This is a genomic window from Streptomyces sp. NPDC093111 (genome assembly GCF_040683955.1).
GTDB lineage: Bacteria > Actinomycetota > Actinomycetes > Streptomycetales > Streptomycetaceae > Streptomyces.
In genome coordinates this window covers 90489-106580 of sequence record NZ_JBFBNW010000001.1, presented here as the reverse complement: position 1 = coordinate 106580, position 16092 = coordinate 90489, and the positions used below count along the sequence as shown (strand labels likewise).

The following is a 16092-nucleotide window of genomic DNA, read 5'->3' as shown; positions in this document are numbered from 1 at the left end:
GCCCGGTCCCGCACGATGCGCTAGACCGTTTCGCCACCGGGGTTGGGCTCGATGACGTCGCCGTCCTCGCCGTAGATCACGTCGTCGTCGAGGCTGGCCAGCATCTCGCGCAGCTCCTCCGGCGACATGGCCTTCAGTTCATCGGCGTCCACAAGCTGTGAGAGAACCATTCGACTCCCCTGTCCGCTAAGAGATCCGGCATTTTCCAGGGCCTCGCGCACGCTCTTCGGGCGCATGTCGGTCCAGACCAGTTCGATGTGATCGAGGCACTCGGTACGGGAGCGGGGTCCGCCCTCCGCCGCCCAGCCGGCCGGCAGTTCGCGGGCCGCGGGCCAGATCGAGTACTGCTCCTCTTCGTTGATCACGACCAGGTATTCGGCGTTCTCGTCGTCGAACATCAGATCTGAAATCCCCCATACAGTCGTTGCCGACCGGAGCGGTGCAGGATGCGCCACTGACGCGTCTCGCCGCGGGAGCCATTCGGACACGTCCCCGGGGACTCCCCGGCGAACCGCCTCCCCCGCAGCTCAACGGGCCTCAAGCTAGATCGCTGCTTCTGACACTGTCAAGACTTTCGAGCCCTCACGGACCCAACACGCAAGCAGTTCAAGGGACTTGACGACTCCACCATCGGCGCAGGTCAGCGCACCAGCATGCGGATCCGGAGCAACAGGCCCAACCCTGCTGGATCTTGACCGTTCCACGAACAAACGGCCATCTCCGAAAGCCACCGAACTCCCCTATATACAGGCTCTGTTGGACGACCTCCGCAAAGCCCCTTCCCGAGCCCCCACCCGAGCCTGTTCCCGATGATCACCTCTCGCCAACCCGCCGATCACCGGGTAGTGTCCGACGGTGCCGGAGTGGAGCGAGGGGGCACGCGACCACGACGCCGACCGGCCCGCCGCGACCCGCCTCCGCCGGACACCGCGCCCGCCCGGTGAGCACCCGTCACGACCACGACACGCGCGCGGCCGCCCTCCGGTCGTCCCTGCCCGCGTACGCCCGCGCCCCGCGTCAGACGAGTAGGAGATGTCAGTGACGACAACGGCCCGACCCGTCTCCGTCGACGTGCGGACCACGCTGAGTCCCGCCGAGTTCCGCGCCGAGTACCAGGGCCGCAGGCCGGTGGTGGTCCGCGGCGCGGTCGCCGGCATGCCCGCGGTCTCCACCTGGTCCGCCGACCACCTCGCCGGGATCGCGCCCGACCAGCGGGTGCAGCTCAAGGTCGGCACCGTCTCCGCCGGCCGCACCTCGGTCGTCCGGCTCGCCGACTACGCCAAGGAGCTCGCCGAGTGGGAGGCCCGGCTCGCCGAGGACCCCACCCTCGACGCCGAGCCGCCCGGCTATCTGCACGACGTGCCGCTGCTCTCGATGATCCCGGCGCTCCGCCGCGACCTGGGGCCGTTCCCCGTCGGGTTCTTCCCGCCGTTCTTCCGCGACCGGTGGTGGCAGTTCACCCAGTTCTTCGTCGGCCCCTCGCGCGCGCAGACCCCGCTACACTTCGACACCCTGCTCACGCACAACCTGTTCTTCCAGATCCAGGGGTCGAAGCGCTTCGTCATGGTCGCCGACGCCGAGCGCGACAAGTGCTACCCGTACAACTGGCGCTGGGCCGCCGTCGACCCGGAGGCCCCCGACCTGGACAAGCACCCGCGCTTCCGCGACGCGACCGTGCTGACCTGCGACGTCGAGGCGGGCGACATGTTCTACATGCCGCCCGGCACCCTCCACAAGGTCACCTCGTCCAGCGCGTCGATCTCCTTCAACATCGACTGGCACGACCGGGCCAGCGCCCTGCGCGGCATCACGGCGGTCCGCGACGGCATGCCGCTCACCAACCTCCGCTACAACCTGCTGTTCGCGCTCGGCGTCGTCGCCGGCCTGCCGCGCGGCCTGGTGATGCCGGGACTGCGCTCGTACTACTCGTACATCTCCTAGCGAGGGTCCCCGCCCACGGGGAAGAACCCGCGTCACGGGGAACTCTCTTCACGGGGGAAGGACTTCCTTGAACATCTTCGAGCAGCGCGAATCCGGCGTGCGGTCCTACAGCAGGCGCTGGCCGGTCGTCTTCTCCCGCGCCACCGGAAGCCGCCTGTACGACGAGGACGGGCGCGGCTGGCTCGACTTCTTCGCCGGCGCCGGCTCCCTCAACTACGGCCACAACAACCCCGTCCTGAAGCGGGCGTTGCTCGACTACATCGAGCACGACGGCGTCACCCAGGCCCTCGACATGTTCACCAGCGCCCGGCGCGAGCTCCTGGAGACCCTCCACGAACTGGTGCTGCGCCCCCGCGGCCTGGACCACAAGGTCCTCTTCCCGGGCCCGGGCGGCGCCAACGCCGTCGAGGCCGCCATGAAACTGGCCCGCACGGTCACCGGCCGCACCGAGATCGTGCACTTCACCAACTCCTTCCACGGCGCCACGCTCGGCGCGCTCACCGTCACCGGCAACCCCCTGCACCGCCGCTCCGCCGGACTGCCCCTCACCGGCACCACCGCGGTGCCCTTCGACGGCTACGACGGACACCCGCGCCCCGAGCACCTGGCCCGCATGCTCGCCGGCCCCGCCAGCGGCCTCGACCGGCCGGCCGCGGTCGTCGTCGAGACCGTGCAGGCCGAGGGCGGCGTGAACGTGGCGAGCGCCGAGTGGCTGCGGGCCCTCGCGGAGCTGTGCCGGGAGCACGGCGTCCTGCTGATCGTCGACGACATCCAGGCCGGCTGCGGCCGCACCGGCGCCTTCTTCAGCTTCGAGGACGCGGGCGTCGTCCCCGACCTGGTCTGCCTGTCGAAGTCCATCGGCGGGTACGGGCTCCCCCTCACCCTCCTCCTGCTCCGCCCCGAGCTCGACGTGTGGCGGCCCGGCGCGCACAGCGGCACCTTCCGCGGCGTGAACCCGGCCTTCGTCACCGCGACCGAGGCGCTGCGGGTCTACTGGCGCGACGACGTCCTGGAGAAGTCCACCCGCGCCAAGGGCGAGTGGGTCGCGCACGCCCTCGGCGCCATCGTCGCCGCCCACCCCGGCGCGGGCCTCGCCACCCGGGGCCGCGGCCTCATCCACGGCCTCGTCCTCGGCGCGGGCCTCGCCGACGCGGTCTCCGACGAGGCGAGCGCGCGCGGCCTCCTGGTGGAGACCGCGGGCCCGTACGACGAGGTCGTGAAGCTGCTGCCCCCGCTGACCGTCACCGACGCGGAACTGGCCGAGGGCCTGGGAATCCTGGAGGAGTCGGTACGGGTGGTGCTCGGCCGGGCGGACTGAGCGGGCGGTACGGGGAGGGGGCGCGGCGACCACTCGGGCCCGCGCCCCCTGCCCGTACGGTGATCGCTCCCGTACCCGCCCCGCTCAGCCCTTCTGCGGCACCAGGTCGGCCGCGCGCCGCTTGATGACGGCGGCGACGTCCTCCCACTGGTCGTTGAGGTAGAAGTGCCCGCCGGAGAAGACGTTCAGGTCGAACGGGCCCGTGGTGTGGTGCTCCCAGGCGGCGGCGTCGTCCACCGAGACCCGCTCGTCGTCGTCGCCGACCAGGGCCACGACCGGGCAGGCGAGCCGGGCGTCGGTGGGCCGGTAGACGGCGAGCGCCGTGTAGTCCGCGCGCAGCGCCGGCAGGAACAGCAGCCGCATGTCCTCGCTGACGAGCAGCCGCTCCTCCGTGCCGTCCAGCGCGGCGATCTCCGAGATCAGCTCCTCGTCGGTCGCCTGCCGCGGCAGCTCGATGTGGTGCCGGGACGGCGGCCGCTTGGCCGAGGCGAACAGCGCGAGCGGCTCGGTCCCCTCGGCTTCGAGCCGCCGGGCCACCTCGAAGGCCAGCAGCGAGCCCATGCTGTGCCCGAACAGCGCCACCGGCCGGTCGATCGCGGGCCGTATCGCGTCGAGGGTGCGCTCGGTCAGCTCCTCGAAGTCGTCGATGCACGGGTCGTTGTAGCGGTCCTGGCGGCCCGGGTACTGCACCGCGAGCACCTCGACCTCGGGGAACAGCGGCAGGGCCAGCGGCCGGTAGTAGCTCGCGGCCCCGCCAGCGTGCGGGAGGCACACCAGCTGCACCGGCGCGTCGGGCGCGGTCCGGTAACGGCGAATCCATCTGCTCGGCGCGTCGGCCATGGTTCCTCGTTCCTTACGGTCGGTCCGCCGCGGGCTCGGGCGCGGGCTCGGTACGCGGCTCGGGCACCGCGCCCCGCGGCCGCGGGCCGACGGTCCGGCCGTCGGGCAGCCGGCGCACCGCGCGGACACCCGGGATCAGCACGGTGGCGGAGAGCGGGAGGACGATCGCCACGGCGGCGATCAGCAGGGTCGAGGTGTTGCTGGTGGTGGCGGCCAGCGGGCCGACGAGCGCGAGGCCGACCGGCGCCGCCACCGTGGAGATCATCCAGTCGTACGAGTCGACCCGGGACAGCACCTCGTCGGGGATCAGCTGCTGGAGCGAGGCGCGCCAGACGGCGTCGAGGAACATGCCGCCGGTGCCGCCGACGAACGCGGCGCCCATCACGGCCCACACCGGCATCGGCACGGCGAGCGCGAGCAGCGGCAGCGCGGTCAGCGCGAACGCCAGGTTGCCGGCGATCAGCGGGCGCTTCGGGTCGAGGCGCAGCGCCACGACCCCGCCGGAGATGGAGCCCGCGGCGTACGCGGCGGCGATCAGACCCCAGGAGGAGGCGCCGCCCAGCGACGTGTCGGCGATGGTCGGTCCGAGCACGAAGTACGCGACGATGGCCAGGTTCTGGAAGCCGTGCGCGATCATGTTGAGGAAGAGCCAGCGGCGGGAGATGAGCTCCTTCCAGCCCTCCCCCAGGTCGGCCCAGAAGGAGCCGGACACCTCGACCTTGCGCGGGGCCAGCTTCAGCATCGCGAGCGAGACCGCGTTCACGACGAAGGTGACGGCGTCGATCGCGAGGACGAGCCCCGGGCCGACCAGCGCGATGGCGACACCGGCGAGGGCCGGGCTGACGACGCTGAAGAAGCTGAAGCAGGAGGTCATCAGCGCGTTGGCGCGCTGGAGCTGCTGCGGCGGGACGATCTCGGCGATCAGTCCGCTGGAGGCCGGCCCGAAGAAGGCCTGGGCGGAGCCGAAGACGACACCGCCGACGACCAGGTGCCAGACCTGCGCGTTCCCGCTGAACAGGAGCACCGCGAGCACGGCCTGCGCCCCGGCGCGGATCAGGTCGGAGGTCAGCATCACGAACTGGCGCTGGAGGCGGTCCGCCCACACGCCGCCCGCGAGGGTGAAGACGACCTGCGCGCCCACCTGCCCGGCCATCACCATGCCGATGTCGGTGGCGGAGCCGCCGATCGACAGGACCGAGAAGACCAGCGCGATGCGGGTCATGCTGCTGCCGATGGCGGAGATCGCGTTGCCGGTCCACAGGATCCGGAACGGGCGCAACGAGAGTGGCGCGAACGACTGCCTCAGGGTCTGCCGTGCTCCGGACCGGTCCTTCGACTGGTCATCCATCACATGCTCCCCTTGAACGGTTCGTCCCAGCGCACACGCGCGCCCTTCCCCTGCAAGATGTCATGAGCACAGCGCTGAAGATCGTAACGACGCCCGCTCACGGCAGGCAACAGGTCAACTCCCCTGTATTTCAGCCGTCGATCGACCCTCATTGCATCCAAATGGCCATATCAGAGCCCCAGTTGACCACACACTCACTCACCTCCCCGAAGATCGACACTCTTCCCCCGACCACCGGAGGCCGGGTTATAGTCGGCGCCGCTGTCCACAACCGTGGTGCCAAGACTGGGGGTTGAGCATGCGGTGGACCGGTATCCATGTGCTGTCCTGCGCGCTCGCGACAGGCCGCACCGAGGACGTCACGACGGCGATCGCCGACGGACGCTACGACCCCGAACTCGCCGAGGCGCACGACTACGTGTCGGTCTCCTCCGCCGAGGACACGGACCCCGTCGACCTGGCCGCACGGGCCGGGACCGCCGCCCTGGACCGGGCCGCCGTCGACGAGGCGGCCATCGTGCTGCACGCCCACGCGGGCAGCACCCCGCAGGGCCCCGACGACGTGGTCCCCGCCTCCTACGTACAGGGCAGGACCCTCGCCCGCGGCGCGTTCACCGTCGACGTGCGCCAGTCCTGCAACGGCGCCCTCGCCGCCCTGCAACTGTCCGCCGCCTACCTGACCGCGGCCGGCCCCGGCACGGCCGCGCTCCTCACCACCGCCGACCGGCACGGCGGCCCCGGCGTGAACCGCTACCGCCTCGACCCCGGCAGCGTGGACGCCGACGGCGCCTCGGCGCTCGTCCTGCACCACGGCCCCGGCCCGCTGCGCCTCCTGGCGACGGCCGTCCAGGGCGACGGCCGCTTCACCGCGACGCCCCCGCCCGACCCGAAGGACTTCCCCGACCGGCGCGCCTTCCTGATGGCGCACCGCAAACGCCTGCTCCCGATGCTCCGCTCGATGGCGGAGACCGAACGGGACACCCTCACCCAGGCCCTCGCCGACGCGGGCGCCACAGCCGACGACGTGACCCGCTGGGTGTTCCCCAACATCGGCGCCAACATGGTCGACCAGGAGTTCCGCAAGAGCCTGGGCATCGGCACCGAGCGGACCACCTGGGACTGGGGCCGCACGGTCGGCCACATGGGCACGACGAACCAGTTCGGCGGCCTGACCCACCTCCTGGAGACCGGCGCGGTCCGCCCCGGCGACCTGATCGCCCTGTGCGGCAGCGGCGTCGGCTTCAGCTACGGCTGCGCCGTACTCGAAGTCGTCGAACCACCCACCTGGACCCCCGCCACGACGACGCCCGCGCAGTGACGTGAGCCGAGGAGACGGCATGGACGCCCACGCGGCACGGCGGGAGGACGACATGAACGCCCACGGCACACACGCCGCGACGGGAGGGCGGGACGGCGGGACGGACAGCCACGAGGTCCCGGGGGACGGCGGGACGGGCGCCCGCGAGGTCCGGCGCGACAGCGACAGCGACAGCGACACCGACACCCGCCCCGTACCCGACCGGATCGCCGCCATGGCCGCCCGGCGCCCGGACGCCGTCGCCGTACGCGACCACGCGCGGGCGCTGACGTACGCCGCGCTGGACGAGCGGGTGGCCCGGGTCGCCGCGGGCCTGGCGGCGCGCGGGGTCGGCCCCGGCGACGTGGTCGGCGTGTGCGTCGAACGCGGGGCGGACCTGGTCGTCGCGCTGCTGGCGGTGTGGCGGACGGGCGCCGGCTACCTGCCGCTGGACCCGGCCCACCCGGCGGACCGCATCGCGTACGTCCTCGCCGACTCCGGCGCCGCCCTCGTGGTGACCGACGCGACGGGCGAGGCGGCCACGGCCCCGTCCGGGACCACCACCGCGCCCCTCGCCACACTGGCGGCCCCCACCCCGGTCCCGGCCCCACCCCCGGCCCCCTCGCGGGCCTCGGCCTCCGGCCTGGCCTACCTGATGTACACGTCCGGCTCGACGGGCCGCCCCAAGGGCGTCGCCGTCCGCCACGCGGCGGTCGCGGCGACCCTCACGGCGCTGGCCGCCCGGCCCGGACTCGGCGCGGACGACGTGCTGGTGGCGGTGACGACGGCGGCGTTCGACATCTCGGTGGTCGAACTGTTCCTGCCGCTGCTCGCCGGCGGCACGGTCGTGGTCGCCGGCCGCGCCGACGTGCGCGACCCCGGCCGCCTCGCCGCGCTCCTCGCCGAGGGCGCCACGCTCATGCAGGCGACCCCGGCGACCTGGCGCCTGCTCCTCGACTCGGGCTGGGCGCCGCCCGCCGGCTTCCGTGTCTGGTGCGGCGGCGAGGGCCTGCCGCCGGACCTGGCCGCACGGCTGGCCCGTACGGGCGTACCCGTGTGGGACCTGTACGGCCCGACGGAGACGGCCATCTGGTCGGCGGTGTCGCGGCTCGGCCCGGACGGGCGGCTGACCGACTGGGCCCCGCTCGCGGGCGAGCGCGTGACCGTCCTCGACGCCACGGCGGCGCCGGCCGCGCCGGGCCAGGCCGGGGAGGTGTACATCGAGGGCGGCGGCCTCGCGGACGGGTACGTGGGCCGGGCCGCCCTCACGGCGGCCGCGTTCGTCCCGGCCCCGGGCGGCGCGCGCCGCTACCGCACCGGGGACCTGGGCCGGGTGCTGCCGGACGGCCGGGTGGAGATCCTGGGCCGGGCCGACCACCAGGTGAAGATCAACGGACACCGGGTGGAGCTGGGCGAGATCGAGGCGCGGCTCGCGGCGCACCCCCGGGTCCGTGCGGCGGTCGTGCACCCCCGGACGACCCCCGCGGGCGGCACCCACCTGGTCGCGTACCTGACGGGCGAGGCGACCCCGGCCGCCACCCTGACCGCCCACCTGCGCACGGCCCTCCCCGACTACATGCTGCCGTCGGACTACGTCCTCCTGGACACGTTCCCGCTCAACAGCAACGGCAAGGTGGACCGCGCCGCGCTCCCGGCCCCGTCCACCACCACCCGGGCCCGCTACGTGGCCCCGGCGACGGAGGACGAGGCCCTCCTGGTCCGCGTCTGCGAGGAGGCCCTCGGCCTGCGCGACCTGGGCACCGGCGACGACCTGGTGGCCCTGGGAGTGGACTCGCTGACCGCGGCCCGGCTGGTGTCGGCGCTGCGGGAGGCGACGGGGGCGGCCCCGTCCACGGCGGACGTGCTGCGCGCCCGTACGGTGGCGGCGGTGGCGGCCCTCCCCCGCCACACCGCCACACCTCCCTCTCCTCCCGCCCCCTCCCCCTCGACTCCCCCTCCCCCGACCTTCGGCCAGCGGGCCCTGTGGTTCCTGCACCAACTGGCGCCGGAACAGGACGCGTACGTGGAACCGTGGGCGGTCCGCCTGCGCGGCCCGCTCGACGTGGCGGCGCTGCGGGACCGGCTGCGCGCCGTCCTGGACCGCCACGAACCGCTGCGGACCCGCTTCCCCACGGTCGACGGCGCACCGTCCCCGGTCCTGGACCCGGTCCCGGACGCCCCGTTCACGAGGTCCACGGCGGACTCGCCCGAAGCGCTCGCGGAGCTGCTGGCGGCGGAACCGAAGCGCCCGTTCGCGCTGGCGGACGAGCCCCCCTTCCGTGCGCGGCTCGTCCGCCTGGCGGAGGACGACCACGCCCTGGTGATATCCATCCACCACCTGGCGTGCGACGGCCTGTCCCTGGACATCCTGGCGAGCGAACTGGCGGCCCCGACCCCGCCCACCGAACTCCCCACCCCCTACAGCGCGTTCACCTCGTGGCAGCACACGTGGCTGGCCTCCCCCGAGGGCGGGGCCCAGCTGGACCACTGGCAGCGGACACTGACCGGCCTGGACCGCTCCCGCCTCCCCACGGACCGCCCGCGCCCGAGAACCCGAAGCACCGACGGCGACGCCGTCCCCTTCACCCTCCCCGCCGACCTGGTGACGAGCCTGGAGGAGCTGGGCGCGGCGCAGGGCGCGACGCCGTTCACGATCTACCTGGCGGCGTTCCAGGCCCTGTTGTCACGCCACGCGCCCGGCGCCGACGTCGTCGTGGGCACACCGGCGGCGGCCCGCCCGTCCCCCGCCCTGGCGGACACGATCGGCTACTTCGCGAACCAACTCCCCATCCGTACGAGCACGGTGGGGAATCCCCCCTTCACGGAGTTCCTGGCGCGGACCCGGGCGGCCGTCCTCGACGCGATGGACCACCAGGACGTGCCGTTCGACCGCGTGGTGGACCGCCTGTCCCCCACCCGCTCGCTGACGGAAACCCCCCTGTTCGACACCTCGTTCACGTACACCCCGGCACCGCGCACGCCGTTCCGGGTCGCGGGGGCGACGGCCGAACCCTTCCCCGTACCGCGCCGTACCGCGAAGTTCGACCTGACGCTGGACCTGGTGCGCCGGCCGGACGGGACGGTGACGGGCGAGCTGGAGTACGCGACGGCGCTGTACGACCGGGCGACGGCGACCCGCCTCACCACCCGCTTCCGCACCCTCCTGACCGCGGCGGCCCGCACCCCCGGAACCCCCCTACCGGCCCTCCCCCTCCTCCCCGCCACGGAGCGGAAGGACCTGGCGGCGTACGCGACGGGCCGGACGACCACGCCCCCCGAGGACAAGCTGCTCCACGAGCTGATCGAACGAGTGGCCCGTACCCGCCCGGACGCAACGGCGGTGGTGGACGCGGACGGCGACACCCTCACCTTCACCGAACTCAACGCCGACGCGAACCGCCTGGCCCACCACCTGATCACCCAGGGCGTCCGCCCGGAGGACGTGGTCGGCGTGGCCCTCCGCAGCGGCCCGCCCCTGCTGACCACCCTCCTGGGGATCCTGAAGGCGGGCGCGGCCTACCTCCCCCTGGACCCGGCGGACCCGACGGCCCGCCACGAGGCCCTGCTGAAGGCAGCAGGAGCGAAGCTGGCCATCGCCGACCACCCCCTCCCGACCACCCCCACACTCCCCCCGCCCCCACCCACAGAGGCCCTGGCAGAACTCCCCTCCACCAACCCAAGCCTGCCCCTCCCGCCCACCGCCCTGGCCTACGTCATCTTCACCTCGGGCTCGACGGGTGCGCCGAAGGGCGTGCAGGTGGAGCACCGCAACATCGTCAACTACGTGACGTGGGCGCGGGACACCTACCGCTCGACGCGCGGCCGGGGCGCACCGCTGTACTCGGCGATGGCGTTCGACCTGCCGGTGACGTCGGTGTTCCCGGTGTGGGCGGCGGGCGAGCCGGTGACGTGCGGGGCGAAGGAACGCGGCGCGGAGAACCTGGTGACGATGACGGCGGAAGGCGGCTTCGGCCTCGTCAAACTGACCCCGTCCCACCTGGCCCTCCTGGACCAGACGCTGACCCCGCGGGAGATCACCGAGTCGACGGACAACCTGGTGATCGGCGGCGAACAACTCCACGGCCACATGCTCACCCGCTGGAGGAACCACGCCCCGTCGACGCAGGTCATCAACGAGTACGGCCCGACGGAGACGACCGTGGGCTGCACCTGGCACGCCGTCCGGGCCGGCGACGTCCCCGACGAGGTGATCCCCGTCGGCACCCCCGTGGCGAACACGACCGCGCGCGTCCTGGACGCGACCCTGACCCCGGTCCCGGTCGGCGTGTTCGGCGACCTGTGGATCGGCGGCACCCAGGTGACCCGCGGCTACCGCGCCGCGCCGCGCCAGACGGCGGAACGCTTCCTCCCCGACCCGTACGCGTCGGAGCCGGGCGCCCGCATGTACCGCACCGGCGACGTGGCCCGCTTCCGCACCGACGGCATCCTGGAGTACGCGGGCCGCTCGGACAGCCAGCTGAAGCTCCACGGCTACCGCATCGAACCGCACGAGGTGGAGGCGGCGATCGTGGCGCACCCGGACGTGGACGAGGCGGTGGTGGTGGTCCGCGACGAGCACCTGACGGCCTACATCACCCCACCCCACACCAACGTCACGGCAATCCGCGCCACCCTGACCACCCACCTCCCCACCCACCTGATCCCCACCCGCTGGGCCCCCCTGAAGTCCCTCCCCCGCACCCCCAGCGGAAAAATCGACAAACCAGCCCTCCCCACTCCCCCCACCCACACCCCCACCACCCACACCACCCACACCTCCCAGGTAGCGGCGGAAGTATCAGAAGTAGTCGCCACCCTCCTGAACATCGACGCCCCGGACCTGGACGAGAACTTCTTCGACCTGGGCGGCGACTCCCTCCAGGCCATGAAGACCGCAGCCCGCCTGAAATCCCGCTTCGGCACCCCCCTGACGGTGATGGACCTCTTCACCGCCACCCTCACGGACCTGGTCACCCACATCGAGACCCACCCCGACACAGAGGCGTGACGCGGCGGAGTGAGTCCTGCCGTGCGTACCGTGCTCGGTCTTGCGATCAGGTGTCCTGGAGGGGGTTTGTCCGGGACACTTGGGGGTCGCGGGGGCGTACAGGTGGTGTTCGGGGAGGGGTGTGCGGATGGGGCGGCGTTCCGGTGGGCTGATCGGGATCTGGGCCGAGCAGCAGCGGGTCGCGCAGCGGCAGCGGGAGGGGCAGCAACAAGCGGTTCTGCGGCAGCAGCGGGACGCCGAGGGGGCGCAGCGCGCGTACGAGCGGGATGTCGCCCGCATGCAGAAGGAACAGAAGGCCGCCTATCGGCGGCACCGGGACGAGGACGCCTTGCGGCGGACCCGGGAGCTGGACGCGCGGGTCGCCGCGCTCGAAGGACTGCTCGTCGCGGGATGCCGGGCACCGGCCTTCGACATCGAGGCCCTGCGGCAGACCGAGCAGGTCGAGCCGTTCGCGCCCGGGCCCCTGGCGGTTCCCGTGGCCATGCCCGACCAACGGCACTACCAGGAGCACGGAGGGCGGGCGCGGTTCGAGCGGGACTGGTACGCGGCGCAGGCCGCAGACGCCCGGCGCCTTGAGCAGCTGGCCGCGTACCGGCGTGAGTACGACGCGTGGGCCTCGGCCCGGCTCGCCGAGATACGACGCCACAACGACGGGCTCGCCGGGACCGCCGACGCCCTGCGGTCGGGCGAGCCGGACACCGTCGTCGACTACTTCTCGGCCGTGCTCTTCGCCTCAACCGCCTGGCCCGAGGGCTTCCCCCGGGAGGTCGCCGCCGCCTACGACCGCGCCGGCCGGACGTTCGTCCTCGACTGGGACCTGCCCCCGTACGAGGTCGTCCCCGCCGCCAAGGGCGTCAAGTACCTGCCCAGCACCGACCAGGACAAGGAGGTCCCGCGGCCCGTCACACAGCGGCGGGCCCTCTACCGGGACGTCCTCTCCCAGAGCGTGCTCCTCGCCGTGCGGGAGCTGTTCGCCGCGGACCGCGCCGGCACCCTGGAGAGCGTCGCCCTCAACGGGTACGTGGGCGGGGTCGATCCCACCACCGGGCTCGTCGGGCGGGTGTGCGTCGCGTCCGTGGTCGTCGGGCGGCGGGACTTCGACCGCTTGAACCTGGAGCTCGTCGGGGCGGTGGAGTGCCTGACCGGGGCCCTCGCCGGCCGGCTGTCGGCCAAGCCCGAGGAGCGCGTCGCCGTGGCGCCGCTCCGCACGCCCGACCAGGTGGGTTCCGAGGTCGTCGTGCAGGGCGACGGCGAGGAGCCCGATCTGCTCGCCATGGATCCGATCGCGTTCGAGGGCCTGGTGGCGGAGCTGTTCCGGGCCCGTGGGCTCCAGGCCGTGACCACGCGCCGTTCCAACGACGGCGGGGTCGACGTCGAGGCGCTCGACTCCGACCCGATCAGCGGCGGGTCGATCGTCGTCCAGGTGAAGCGCTACCGGAACACCGTGCCGCCGACCGCCGTCCGCGACCTGTACGGCACCGTGCAGGACGCCGGCGCCAACAAGGGCGTGCTCGTCACCACCTCGAAGTTCGGTCCCGGCTCCTACGCCTTCGCCAACGGCAAGCCCCTCACCCTGATCTCGGGGACCGAGCTCGTCGACCTCCTCCACCAGCACGGCCTGCGCGGGCGCCTGGGCCTCGGGACGACCCCCGCCCCCGTCGAGGCCGCCGTGACCGCGCCGCCCGAGGCAGCCGAGGACTTCAACCTGCTCGGCATGGTCTGGTCCGGCTCGGTCGCCCTCGACGTCTGCGCGCTCGTCTGCTCGGGCAGCCAGGTCCTCGGCGACGAGTGGTTCGTCTTCTTCAACAACCACTCCACGCCCGACGGTTCCGTCGTCATGGTCGCCGCCGCCCCCGGCGACCGCGCCGCCGTCCGAGTCGGCTTCGACGCCCTGCCCACCCACGCCGACCGGCTCGTCCTCGTGGCCGCGGTGGACCCCGAGGTGAACCCGCACGCGGACCTAGGCGGCTTCACCGACGCGGGCATCCGCCTCCGCGACGACGCCGGCAACGAACTCGACCGCCTCGAAGTCTCCGACGGACAGCCCGGCGAGACCGCCCTCGTCCTCGGCTCCTTCCGACGCCGCACCAGCGGCAACTGGGACTTCGTCCTCGGCGGCAAGGGCTACCGGGGCGGCCTCGAGGAGCTGGTGGGCGACTTCGGAATTCAGGTGGAGTAACCGCCGACGGGACGTACTGATCCGCGAAAGGGCCGGTCCGAGTGCTCCCCGGGCCGGCCCTCCGCCGACGAGCCCCCTGTCGGGTTCGAACCGACGACCCCCGCTTTACAAGAGCGGGAGGCCTACAACGGGGCCAACCTGCGCACCAGCATAGGTCGCTGAGCTTGGGCGCGAACCCCGCCGATACCTCTCGTTCCCCGCGAGTCCCCGCCCGATCTGGCACAGATGTGGCACAGGCGTGGCACGCCTTCCGTGTCGGCCGCGCTAGTCGGCGGTCAGGCCGCTCGGCTCTTCGCCCCGGTACGGCATCCATCGGTATCCGGGCCGGAAGGAGACGTACTCGTCACCGAGGCCGAGCTCACCATGGAGACTCTCGCTGAGCACGAGCCCATGGAGGCTGCCGTCGGCCAGTTCCGCCAACCACTCGGCCTTGAGCTCGACGGGATCCAGCAGGGCCTCGGGGTCCCATCCGACGCGTGCGGTGACGTACCCGTCGAGCGTGGCGAGCAACTCGTACAGCTGGTGCCCCAGCTCAGTGAGCTCGGCTGCCGTGAGTCGGATCGCGGGAAGCGTGCCGTCCAGGGCGACGCCCCAGCCGACAGCCACCGGCAGGACGGAAAGCTCGACGTACGAGCCGTTGGTCGTCAACAGCGGCCGATGGAGCGGGATGCGGTGATCACCTGCCCGCAGGACCCGCGGCCGAGGATCCGCAAGAACGGCCGCCCGCGCGGCCTCTATGTCGTCGCCGAAGTTCACAACCAGCTCGAAGCAGATCGCCATGACACGCCCCCTCTTCGTCCCTTGATCAGCTTTCCCGCTCGGCTCGCTCCAGAGCCTCGATCGCCCTCCGTCGCCACCGAACGACCGCCACCGCGATGAGCGTTCCCACCAGCAGCACAACCACCGGTGCACCCCACATCACAGCGCTGACTGCATCCCCTAGAGACTCCATCGCTCCCCCTCACACAGGTCCTCTACCGGCCGACAGGGACCTCGTAAACGATCTCGCACAACGCTGCCGGCACGACGATGTCGGCCGTCTCCACAGGCCGACCCTCGTCGCTGTAGTAGGTCCGCCGGATGTGCGTGACGAGAGCAGCCTTCTGGATCCCGAGCAGCGATGCCTCCTCGGCGGTCGCCTGCCGGGGCTCCGGCTGCTCGACGGCGTGGCTGATCGTGACACCAATCGCGGCCATCCGGTTCACGACGCCAGCCCCCGCGTGCGGCCCACCCTCGGGAAGCACGATCAGGGTGCCGGCAGTCAGGTCGTACGGCTCCCAGCTCGTCGACAGCTGAACCGGCCGCCCGTCGGCAAGGAACTCGTAAGCGGTCCGGACGCACAAGTCACCCTCGCCGATCCCGAGCCGCGCGGCGATCTCAGCCGGCGCGGGCACCTTGGCGTCGGTCCGACTCTCCCAGCCACTCCGCTTACCCAGGGCCTTCATGTCCGCCCGGAACGGCGACCCGTCGGGCTGCTCGCGAGCCGCCGACCGAACCATCCGCACCCGCTGCCGCGGCTCGGCCACGTACGTCCCCGACCCGGCCCGCCCCTCCAGCACGCCTTGGGAGATCAAGAGCTCCTGCGCGCGGCGGACAACATTCTCGCCAACCCCGTACTCCTGGGCGATCTGAGCACGAGATGGAAGCCGGTCTCCCGGCGTCCACTCGCGCTCCGCGATCCGCCTGCGGAGTTCGTCGGCGATGCGCAGGTAAGGCGGCTGCTCAGGCATATGGAAAATCTAGTCCACTAGCTCTAATCTAGTTAATTAGCTTCACTGAAAGTGATCTCCGGTGACGGAGGCTGCCCTGCGCCTGCTCCAGAAGTAGGCGCGGCAGCCATCGCCGCCCGGCTGTCCGCCATCGGACTCACCACACGCGTGGAGCAGCACGCCAGACACACGTCGATCGAAGCGGAGGTGCCGGAAGCCCTCCCCGCAGAGACATGGCGGGAGGTCCTGGAAGTGGTGGCGCAGGCAGACCGGTTCGGGCTCCTCGCCACCAGCCTTGGCGGCCGCACCCTATGGGCCGCCGTACGCAAGGTGGTCCCCGCGACGGGCGATGTCCGGGGACCCGGCCATCAGCGATAGGAGCTGATCAGCGTGCTCAACCGTATCCGTCGCGCCATCACGCGCACCAGAGAGCGTCACGCCCCGAAGCCTGT

At 72.5% G+C, this 16092-nt stretch carries 11 protein-coding genes and 1 tRNA gene; 6 read left to right on the top strand and 6 right to left on the bottom strand.

Annotation, left to right across the window (positions count from 1 at the left end):
• Positions 1–20 precede the first annotated feature (20 nt).
• Positions 21–398, bottom strand: a complete 378-nt coding sequence (locus AB0Q96_RS00515; protein WP_365320812.1) for an MbtH family protein — start codon at positions 396–398, stop codon at positions 21–23.
• Between the two features lie 640 nt (positions 399–1038).
• Between AB0Q96_RS00515 and AB0Q96_RS00510 the strand changes: the two genes are divergently transcribed.
• Both AB0Q96_RS00510 and ectB read left to right on the top strand, forming a co-directional pair.
• Positions 1039–1941 carry a cupin-like domain-containing protein gene (locus tag AB0Q96_RS00510; RefSeq protein WP_365320811.1) on the top strand — a complete coding sequence of 301 codons (903 nt, stop codon included), beginning with the start codon at positions 1039–1041 and terminating at the stop codon, positions 1939–1941.
• A gap of 67 nt (positions 1942–2008) precedes the next feature.
• Positions 2009–3259, top strand: a complete 1251-nt coding sequence (ectB, locus tag AB0Q96_RS00505; protein WP_365320810.1) for a diaminobutyrate--2-oxoglutarate transaminase — start codon at positions 2009–2011, stop codon at positions 3257–3259.
• Between the two features lie 84 nt (positions 3260–3343).
• Here ectB and AB0Q96_RS00500 read toward each other — a convergent pair whose 3' ends face one another.
• Positions 3344–4099 carry an alpha/beta fold hydrolase gene (locus AB0Q96_RS00500; RefSeq protein ID WP_365320809.1) on the bottom strand — a complete coding sequence of 252 codons (756 nt, stop codon included), beginning with the start codon at positions 4097–4099 and terminating at the stop codon, positions 3344–3346.
• Between the two features lie 13 nt (positions 4100–4112).
• Complete coding sequence (locus tag AB0Q96_RS00495) at positions 4113–5447, bottom strand: MFS transporter (RefSeq protein ID WP_365320808.1); 1335 nt, start codon at positions 5445–5447, stop codon at positions 4113–4115.
• 298 nt (positions 5448–5745) lie between these two features.
• Here AB0Q96_RS00495 and AB0Q96_RS00490 point away from each other — a divergent pair, with 298 nt between their 5' ends.
• From AB0Q96_RS00490 to AB0Q96_RS00480, 3 genes are all read left to right on the top strand, one after another.
• Complete coding sequence (locus tag AB0Q96_RS00490) at positions 5746–6765, top strand: ketoacyl-ACP synthase III family protein (protein WP_365320807.1); 1020 nt, start codon at positions 5746–5748, stop codon at positions 6763–6765.
• A gap of 19 nt (positions 6766–6784) precedes the next feature.
• Positions 6785–11752, top strand: coding sequence for an amino acid adenylation domain-containing protein (locus AB0Q96_RS00485; protein ID WP_365320806.1), 4968 nt, complete (start codon positions 6785–6787; stop codon positions 11750–11752).
• Positions 11753–11879: 127 nt separating this feature from the next.
• Positions 11880–13931, top strand: coding sequence for a restriction endonuclease (locus tag AB0Q96_RS00480; protein ID WP_365320805.1), 2052 nt, complete (start codon positions 11880–11882; stop codon positions 13929–13931).
• A 70-nt stretch (positions 13932–14001) separates the two neighbouring features.
• Here AB0Q96_RS00480 and AB0Q96_RS00475 read toward each other — a convergent pair.
• The 3 genes from AB0Q96_RS00475 to AB0Q96_RS00465 form a co-directional block, all read right to left on the bottom strand.
• Positions 14002–14065: transfer RNA gene (locus AB0Q96_RS00475), tRNA-Ser, on the bottom strand.
• A gap of 130 nt (positions 14066–14195) precedes the next feature.
• Entirely contained in the window at positions 14196–14711 is a 516-nt protein-coding gene (locus AB0Q96_RS00470; protein WP_365320804.1) for a hypothetical protein, read from the bottom strand.
• A 194-nt stretch (positions 14712–14905) separates the two neighbouring features.
• Positions 14906–15661 carry a GntR family transcriptional regulator gene (locus tag AB0Q96_RS00465; RefSeq protein WP_365320803.1) on the bottom strand — a complete coding sequence of 252 codons (756 nt, stop codon included), beginning with the start codon at positions 15659–15661 and terminating at the stop codon, positions 14906–14908.
• A 54-nt stretch (positions 15662–15715) separates the two neighbouring features.
• Between AB0Q96_RS00465 and AB0Q96_RS00460 the strand changes: the two genes are divergently transcribed.
• Positions 15716–16018: a hypothetical protein gene (locus AB0Q96_RS00460; protein ID WP_365321171.1), complete on the top strand. Its 303-nt coding sequence runs from the start codon at positions 15716–15718 to the stop codon at positions 16016–16018.
• Positions 16019–16092: the final 74 nt, after the last annotated feature.